Source organism: Rhodococcus sp. (in: high G+C Gram-positive bacteria) (assembly GCF_049591685.1).
Classification (GTDB): Bacteria; Actinomycetota; Actinomycetes; order Mycobacteriales; family Mycobacteriaceae; genus Rhodococcoides.
The window spans coordinates 1-6,708 of the sequence record NZ_JBAWFH010000275.1; the positions used below are offsets into that span (position 1 = coordinate 1).

The window sequence follows — 6,708 nt, forward strand, 5'->3', positions numbered from 1 at the left end:
ACAGCACGCGCAGATTGGGGAGCGTCAAAGGTTTGACCGGGTCACTCATGTGAACAGTGGAAGACCGCTGCGTCGGGGATGTCGAGCTACCGGCGGACGAACCCGACTTCGGCGAGGTCGGCGCCGAACTGCGTTCCGGACGGCCCGAGCTCGGCCACCCAGATCAGCACGTCGGTGAGGCCCGCCGGGGCGTCGACGGGAATATCGGTGGCGCCGAGGCCCAGCACCGCTGATCCCAGCACCCGCGTCGACGCGAGGGTTCCGGCGGCATCCGGTGGTGTTCTGATCTCGACGGTTGTGCCCGCCCGCGGCGCCTCGACTCGTACCGTGCCGATGTCGGTGGGTTCGGTGAACGATACGACGATGCCGATTCCGTTGTCGGTGCGGCCGAAGGGGTCTCGGTAGAGGTCGGTCGACCAGGTGGTGCTGGGGTCGGCGTCGACGACGAGGGCGGCGCGTTCTGCGTTGTCGGGCGCGCGGACTGCCGACCACACCGATGCGCGCGTGGGTACGACCGGGGTACCGACGGGCACGAGCGGGGCACTCGCGGTGGGTAGGTCGGGGACTGCGACAACCTTCTCGACCTCGGCCGAATCTCCGCCGAACGCCTCGGTGGTGACGAACCATCCTGCGGCGCCGAACCCGAGAACGAGTGCCGCGGCCGCGGTCACCGTCGCGGTCGCTGCCCGCGGGGTGCCGATCAGCCGGTTGACGGTCTCCGGCGTCGTGAGCGCGTCGTCCAACTCGGTGATCAACTGATCGACGGTCGTGATCGCGCCCGATCCCGCGCGGTCGGCGACGGTTCCAAGGGGGCCGCCGGGTGCAGGCCTGACGCCGCGGGGCCAGTCGCCGACGAGCAATGTGTACAGAACGGCGCCGAGGCCGGCGATATCGCGTGCCTGCGACGTACCGAATCCGATTGCGGGGAACGCGAGGACGGGCACACCGTCGTCGGTGATACGCACCCTGGTCGGATGGTCCAGTGCGACTGTCTGCCCCCGGCGGTGCGCGTCTCGGGTGATCGTCGCCAGGTGTCGAACCGCCCGCGCCGCGGCGGCGGGAGCTGTCGGCGCGGCATCGACGAGGGTGGTGCCCGGGACCGACTCCGTGACGACGAGGACGTATCCGGACCACTCCACGACGTCGAGAATCCGGCATGCCGCCCCGGCGGATTCACAGAACTGGGCGACCGACATTCCCTTGGCGTGAACCATGTCGATTCGAACGATGCTCAGTGAAACGTCGTGGTCGGTGATCAGGTCCGTCGCCGACCACCATTGTGCCCAACCCACGGAACGGTGTTGCTCCCGCAAGCGGTAGCCCCCGGCCACGACGGCCCCGGGTCCCAGAGTGTTCACGTACACCTCCACCTGCGTCGCCGCTGATGGAGAAATTGTGCGCCGCCATATCGGCGCTGTCAGATGGTTGACGAAACTGGACTACGCGATCAGGCCGTTTCGGCTCAGGCTGTCTCGGACGTGTCCCACAGCATGCGGACGGTCGTGCCGTCGGGATCGGAGGTGACGGACGTCGAATCCGCGAGCGCGTGCATCAGGGGAACTCCTCGGCCACGCGTCGCGTCGGGCGCATGGACGGCCCACTGCCCGTGGTCCGACACCGTGACTTCGATCCGACCCGTCGACGGCAGGCAGTGCGCGTGCATGTCCAATGTGCCGGGCCCGTGGTCGGGTGAGTACGCGTGCTCGACTGCGTTTGCCAGAGCCTCGTACGTTGCCAGCACGACATCGTAGACGCGTTCCGGATCGACATCGAGGCCTGTCAGCCATTCACCGAGTGAAACTCTGAGAGCAGATGCTCGCTCCGCCACTGCGGACTCGTCGACGAATCTCAGGTGCATGACGTCCTCGTGGAATTGTCCGGCCCGCGGTCGTGTAACGGCAGCCAAGGCATCGTCTCCACCGAATGCAATTGCCATCATGAAATCGTCATACCCAATCGTTCAGGAATTACCCGTCGCCAGTGCAGCGAGTGCTTCGTCGACGGTGGCGAAGATCCCGAACACCTTGTCGAGACCCACCAGGGTGAGCGGTCGTCCGGTGGACGGACCGTCCGCGACCACGGCGAATCCGGCCGAACTACCCACGCTCTGATGCGTCGACGCCAACAGCGACATCCCGGCCGAGGCGAGAAAACTGACCCGCGAAAGGTCGATCACGATGCCGGAGGGATTCTTTTTCAGCACCAATTCCACCGACTCTGACAGCTGCGGTGCGGTGACCAGATCGAGCTCACCGGACACCGTGACGACGACCACGTCGTCGCGCCAATCCACTGTCACATCGAAGTGCTGAGGGCCGAGCCCTGACTCGTCTGGCGTCACGGGGGTAAACATACCCGACTGGCTGGGGCAGGCGTTTCGTGATCCGTGTCGGCCGACCTGCCACCCCAGCCGCGGCCCGATAGTGTCGACGCCGTGACGCCTCCCCGACTGTCCGAGAGCGCGACGGTTGCGCTCGGCGGGGCCATCGGCGCGGTGACTCGCTTCGAGATCTGGCAGTGGCGGGACACTCCTCGCTGGCTGCTGATCAACACGTTCGGCATCAATGTCGTCGGCTGCCTGCTGCTGGGTGCGGCGCTGGGTTATCTGTCGGGTCGGCCGGCGCCGCTGCTCCGCGCGGGGGTGATGGGGCTGGCGTGCGGTTTCACGACGTTCGGCTTCTACGCGCTGCAGGGAGTCACCCACGCCGGCGCGTGGAATTCGGTGGCCTACATCGTGGTGACGCCGGTGGTCGCGGTCGCTGCGTTGGCCGTCGGCGCTCTGACGACTCGTCCGACGGAACGCGTGCGATGACGCTGATGTTCCTGGTCGCGGTGGGCGGGGCGGCGGCTGCGCTGCTGCACTACCGGCTCACCCGAGCTGTCACCGACCCGAAACGGATACTGCTGCTCACCGTCGGGGCGAGCGCGGTGCTGGGTTTCGTCACTGCTGCGTCGCCGCCGCAGTGGTTCGTCGGGCTCGTGTGCTTCGGCTTCCTCGGCGCGCTCTCCCCGATGACCTCGGTGGCGTTGCTGACGGTGACGCAGGTGCGCGCCGGCCGGTACCGCAGCGGCCTGCTGTTCCTGGCGGCGTCGGTGATCGGTGCCGTCGCCTGCGCGATGTTCGGGTTCTTGCTCTACAGCTCCGGGTTGACGCTCTATCGCAAGTTTTGACAGTCACCCTGGATCGCAGCTTTGGCGAACCCGGCCAACTGGTAGAGGTAGGTGTACTCCCAGTAGACGAGCGAGAAGTTGTACGTCCGCGGCACCGCCCGCATCGTCGCCTCGCCGCCGAAGCACTGGTCGAAGATGTACCTCGCCCGCGGGAGGTGGTAGCGCCAGCTCACGACCATGACGTGATCCCACCCGCGTTCCGCCGCGAGCCGTTCGGTGAAGATCGCCTCGCCTCGCGTCGTGCCTGGCTCGGGCTTCTCGCACAGCACGGTGTAGTCGTCGGTTCGGGTGTCGCAGTACTTCTTCATCACGGGGTCTTGGTCGCCGTACGGGTTGGACAACACCACCGTGTCCGCGACGCCCTGCTCGGCGAGGGACACCCCGTACGCCTCGCGGCCGTCGTGCTCGCCGCCGAGAACGATGATGGCGTCGACGGGTTCGACCGCATCCATGTGTGCACGCGTGAACGTCAAGTAGCCCCCGACGCCCACCGTCGACACCACCAGCACCGGCAGCACCACAGCCAGCAGCAGGAGAAGGTTGCGGCGGATCACCGGTCAAGCGTAGGCAGTCGTTCCCTCCCCCGCCCGCCCGGCGATCAACGTCACCCTCCCTTGCCCGCCGGCCCCCCTTTCCGCATCGATGGCACATTCCAGCCGTCTATCGGCATCGATGTGCCGTCGCATCGGCGCGCGCTCGTACCCCCTTCACGCATCGATGGCCCATTCCAACGCGTGAGGCGTTGCAATGGGCCATCGATGCCGGAAAGAGGCCGGAAAGAGGCGGGAGCAGCTACTGGCTCGGCTGCGGCAGTTCGCAGTCCTTCACTTCGGGGTTGACGCCGGCGTAGTTGAGCGGTCCGGCGACGACGGTTAGAGCGATGGTTCCGACGCTTGCGCAGTTTTCGGGTGCGCTTTCGAAGTAGCCACGTTGGAAGACGGCGAATGCTCCGATGACGAGCCAGACGACGACGATGAGTGTGACGATGCGCATTGTGATCCCCTCCCGTAGCCGAGTCTCGGCTACCGCAGACCGAACGGATACCCCCGTATTGTGCGGGTCAAACTCAGCGAGCGTCGACGGGTTCTTCGGTGAGGGTGTCGAGTGCGCGGCCTTTGGTTTCGGGGGCGGCGAAGGCCATCCAGAGCACTGCGAAGACGACGAAGCCGGTGACGATGGCGAAGGTCAGCGGGAGTCCGAGGATCGGCCACATCACGGATCCGAACAGCAGTGGCGCGAATCCGGTGGCGATGCGGCTGACGGACGATGCGTAGCCGAAACCGGATGCCCGCAGCGACGTGGGGTACAGCTCGGAGACGTAGCAGTACAGCACCGGGATTGTGATCTGGATGACGAATCCGAACACGGCTAGCCAGATCAATGCTCCCGATCCGACGTCGAGCATGACGGCGAACAGTACGAGCGCGGCGCCTGCTGCGGGCCCGGAGATGCCGATGACCCATTTGCGGCCGACGACCTCGACGAGGTACGCCGATACTGCGACGCCGACGATGCCGACGGCGGTCATCAGCGTCGTCCCGGCGAATGCGGCGTAGTCGTCGTAACCCTCGCGGCGAAGGATTGACGGCATCCAGCTGAGCGCTGCGTAGTAGAGGAGAAGGACGGCGACGAACAGCAGCCATGCCGTCGAGGTGATCTTGGGGCTGTAACTCCACAGCGACTTGATCTGCGCGAGCGGTGACGTTTTCAGGGGAACGACGGCGACGATGGAGTACTCCTGGGGCAGCGCGCCGGTGCGGGCGACCATGTCGTCGATGACGATGCGCGCTTCAGCGTCGCGGCCCGCGGTGGCCAGGTAGATCGGCGATTCGGGGATACCTCGTCGTACCCAGAACAGCAGCAACGCGGGCAGGATCATGAACAGCAGCATGATGCGCCAGCGGACGTCGCCGTCGATCGGCACGAGGAGGGTGGCGACGACGCCGCAGATGGTGGCGCCGATCGGCCACCAACCGTCCATGGCGGACAACACTTTTCCTCGTATTCTCCGTGGCGAGAATTCGCTGACGAGGGCGTAGTCGACGGGGATGCAGCCGCCGAGGCCGAACCCGGCGAGGAAGCGCAGCAGCACGAACGTCTCGAAGTTGGGCGAGAACGCTCCGAAGACCGAGAAAAGCGCGAAAATCAGCAGCGTCAGCGCGAAGGCACGTTTGCGGCCGACGCGGTCGGCGATGGTTCCCCACACGACGGCGCCGACGGCCATGCCGATCAGGTTTCCCGTCGCGACGAGGCCGCGTTCGGTTTGCGACAGGTCCCAGTAGGAGCCGAGCAGAGGCGTCAGAAATCCGTTGAGGGCGACGTCCCAGGCGTCGAACATGAACCCGAGCCCACCGATGACGAAGATGCGTCCCTGCACGCCCCATTTCCAGGGAAGTTCCTGCACGATCTGCTCACCGGTTTTCACCGGTGCATCCTCTCACCGATCACCGACGCCGGGTCGTCGAAGCGGGTCAGAGGAGCGGTTTGAGCACTCGGCTGGGCACCCAGTGTGTGACGGTTTCGCACCGGTCTTTCGACGTCAGTTGGTAGGTGACTCTGCCGATCCAGTCTCCGTCGACGGTCATGGACCATTCGGTGAGATCCCCGGGGACGACTGTTCGGACGTCGAAGCCTTCGGCGGTGTAGCGACCGCTGTGGTGCGGTGGGTGCGGGTAGAGGACCGACAGGTCGATCAGCACTTTGACGGCCGGTGTGAGCACCTTGAACGGGCGCGGTGGGTCTCCTCCGCTGCTCGACCCGTTCACCCTCATTGTTCGACCATACGTTCGAACAGCTGCATACTCAATCCGACCTCCATCGCGCGGGCGTACACTGTACGGCGAACCCGAGGAGGCTTCCATGTTCGCACTACCCGCAGTTGACAAGCAGGCCGAACGACTGATCGAACTCGGCGTACACACGCTCGCCGGCCTCACCGAAGAGCAGGTCCGAGAGGTCTCGGCCGACCGCGAACCGGACGCGCTGTTGATTCTCCGCGACGCGAAGCCGTCCGAGCTCGCTCCCCTGCTGGTGCACCGGGGTAAGCCGGGGTTCGTGGTTGCCGACATGGTCGACGTCGATCTGTTCACCCCGATCGAGACGGCACCGCTGCCCGACGCGCCGATGTACTCGGTGCACGCGTTGACGCGGGGTGACGAGATGGAGAACTGGAGTCCCGAGGAGGCGCTCGTCGCCATCGAGGCCGCGGGACGCACTCCGCTGACGCTGACCGAGGGCCTGCACTGGCTGTTGCAGGTCCCCGATGTGCTCGAGCGCGGACACTGCTTCATGACGATCGCGTCGCGGTTGCGCAAGCCGAACGGCACGCTCGACGCCCGCACACCCGCGGTGTGGATCAGCAACGGCACCGGCCGCGACGGGAAGGACAACCGCGACGCCCCGAAGGTGGGGTGGTGCTGGGTGGGCAACCGGCACACCTGGCTGGGCTTCGCCTCAGCTGCGGGCCGCCGGCCGATCGTCGGATCCGTGCACCAGCCGCAGGAAGGGCAGTACCTCACGTAACCATGCGTCCGGTTC

General features: G+C 66.1%; 10 protein-coding genes. 3 read left to right on the forward strand and 7 right to left on the reverse strand.

All coding sequences use genetic code 11. The annotated features are described in order from the left end of the window. Nucleotides 1-86 precede the first annotated feature (86 nt). From WBQ44_RS11580 to WBQ44_RS11590, 3 genes are all read right to left on the reverse strand, one after another. A complete protein-coding gene (locus WBQ44_RS11580; protein WP_495566835.1) occupies nucleotides 87-1,358 on the reverse strand; it encodes a hypothetical protein in 1,272 nt (423 codons plus the stop codon). Nucleotides 1,359-1,462: 104 nt separating this feature from the next. Beyond that, nucleotides 1,463-1,939 carry an ATP-binding protein gene (locus WBQ44_RS11585; protein WP_495566836.1) on the reverse strand — a complete coding sequence of 159 codons (477 nt, stop codon included), beginning with the start codon at nucleotides 1,937-1,939 and terminating at the stop codon, nucleotides 1,463-1,465. Between the two features lie 21 nt (nucleotides 1,940-1,960). Then, on the reverse strand, nucleotides 1,961-2,341 hold the full coding sequence (locus WBQ44_RS11590; RefSeq protein WP_495566837.1) for an STAS domain-containing protein: 381 nt from the start codon (nucleotides 2,339-2,341) through the stop codon (nucleotides 1,961-1,963). Nucleotides 2,342-2,434: 93 nt separating this feature from the next. Between WBQ44_RS11590 and WBQ44_RS11595 the strand changes: the two genes are divergently transcribed. Then, nucleotides 2,435-2,812, forward strand: coding sequence for a CrcB family protein (locus WBQ44_RS11595; RefSeq protein ID WP_495566838.1), 378 nt, complete (start codon nucleotides 2,435-2,437; stop codon nucleotides 2,810-2,812). Further along, complete coding sequence (locus WBQ44_RS11600) at nucleotides 2,809-3,171, forward strand: CrcB family protein (RefSeq protein ID WP_495566839.1); 363 nt, start codon at nucleotides 2,809-2,811, stop codon at nucleotides 3,169-3,171. The genes WBQ44_RS11595 and WBQ44_RS11600 overlap by 4 nt, the downstream gene beginning before the upstream one ends. On the opposite strand, the gene WBQ44_RS11605 is transcribed toward WBQ44_RS11600, so the two are convergent. The 4 genes from WBQ44_RS11605 to WBQ44_RS11620 all read right to left on the reverse strand — a co-directional run bounded on the left by WBQ44_RS11605 (nucleotide 3,156) and on the right by WBQ44_RS11620 (nucleotide 5,942). Continuing rightward, nucleotides 3,156-3,725 carry a YdcF family protein gene (locus WBQ44_RS11605; RefSeq protein WP_495566840.1) on the reverse strand — a complete coding sequence of 190 codons (570 nt, stop codon included), beginning with the start codon at nucleotides 3,723-3,725 and terminating at the stop codon, nucleotides 3,156-3,158. The two genes, WBQ44_RS11600 and WBQ44_RS11605, sit on opposite strands and share 16 nt — an antisense overlap. A gap of 238 nt (nucleotides 3,726-3,963) precedes the next feature. After that, nucleotides 3,964-4,164 (reverse strand): hypothetical protein, encoded by a 201-nt coding sequence (locus WBQ44_RS11610; protein WP_495566841.1) that lies wholly within the window; start codon nucleotides 4,162-4,164, stop codon nucleotides 3,964-3,966. Between the two features lie 73 nt (nucleotides 4,165-4,237). Beyond that, nucleotides 4,238-5,596, reverse strand: coding sequence for an MFS transporter (locus WBQ44_RS11615; RefSeq protein WP_495566842.1), 1,359 nt, complete (start codon nucleotides 5,594-5,596; stop codon nucleotides 4,238-4,240). Nucleotides 5,597-5,642: 46 nt separating this feature from the next. After that, on the reverse strand, nucleotides 5,643-5,942 hold the full coding sequence (locus WBQ44_RS11620) for a hypothetical protein (protein ID WP_495566843.1): 300 nt from the start codon (nucleotides 5,940-5,942) through the stop codon (nucleotides 5,643-5,645). An 88-nt stretch (nucleotides 5,943-6,030) separates the two neighbouring features. Here WBQ44_RS11620 and WBQ44_RS11625 point away from each other — a divergent pair, with 88 nt between their 5' ends. Beyond that, nucleotides 6,031-6,693, forward strand: a complete 663-nt coding sequence (locus WBQ44_RS11625; protein WP_495566844.1) for a DUF5701 family protein — start codon at nucleotides 6,031-6,033, stop codon at nucleotides 6,691-6,693. Nucleotides 6,694-6,708 lie beyond the last annotated feature (15 nt).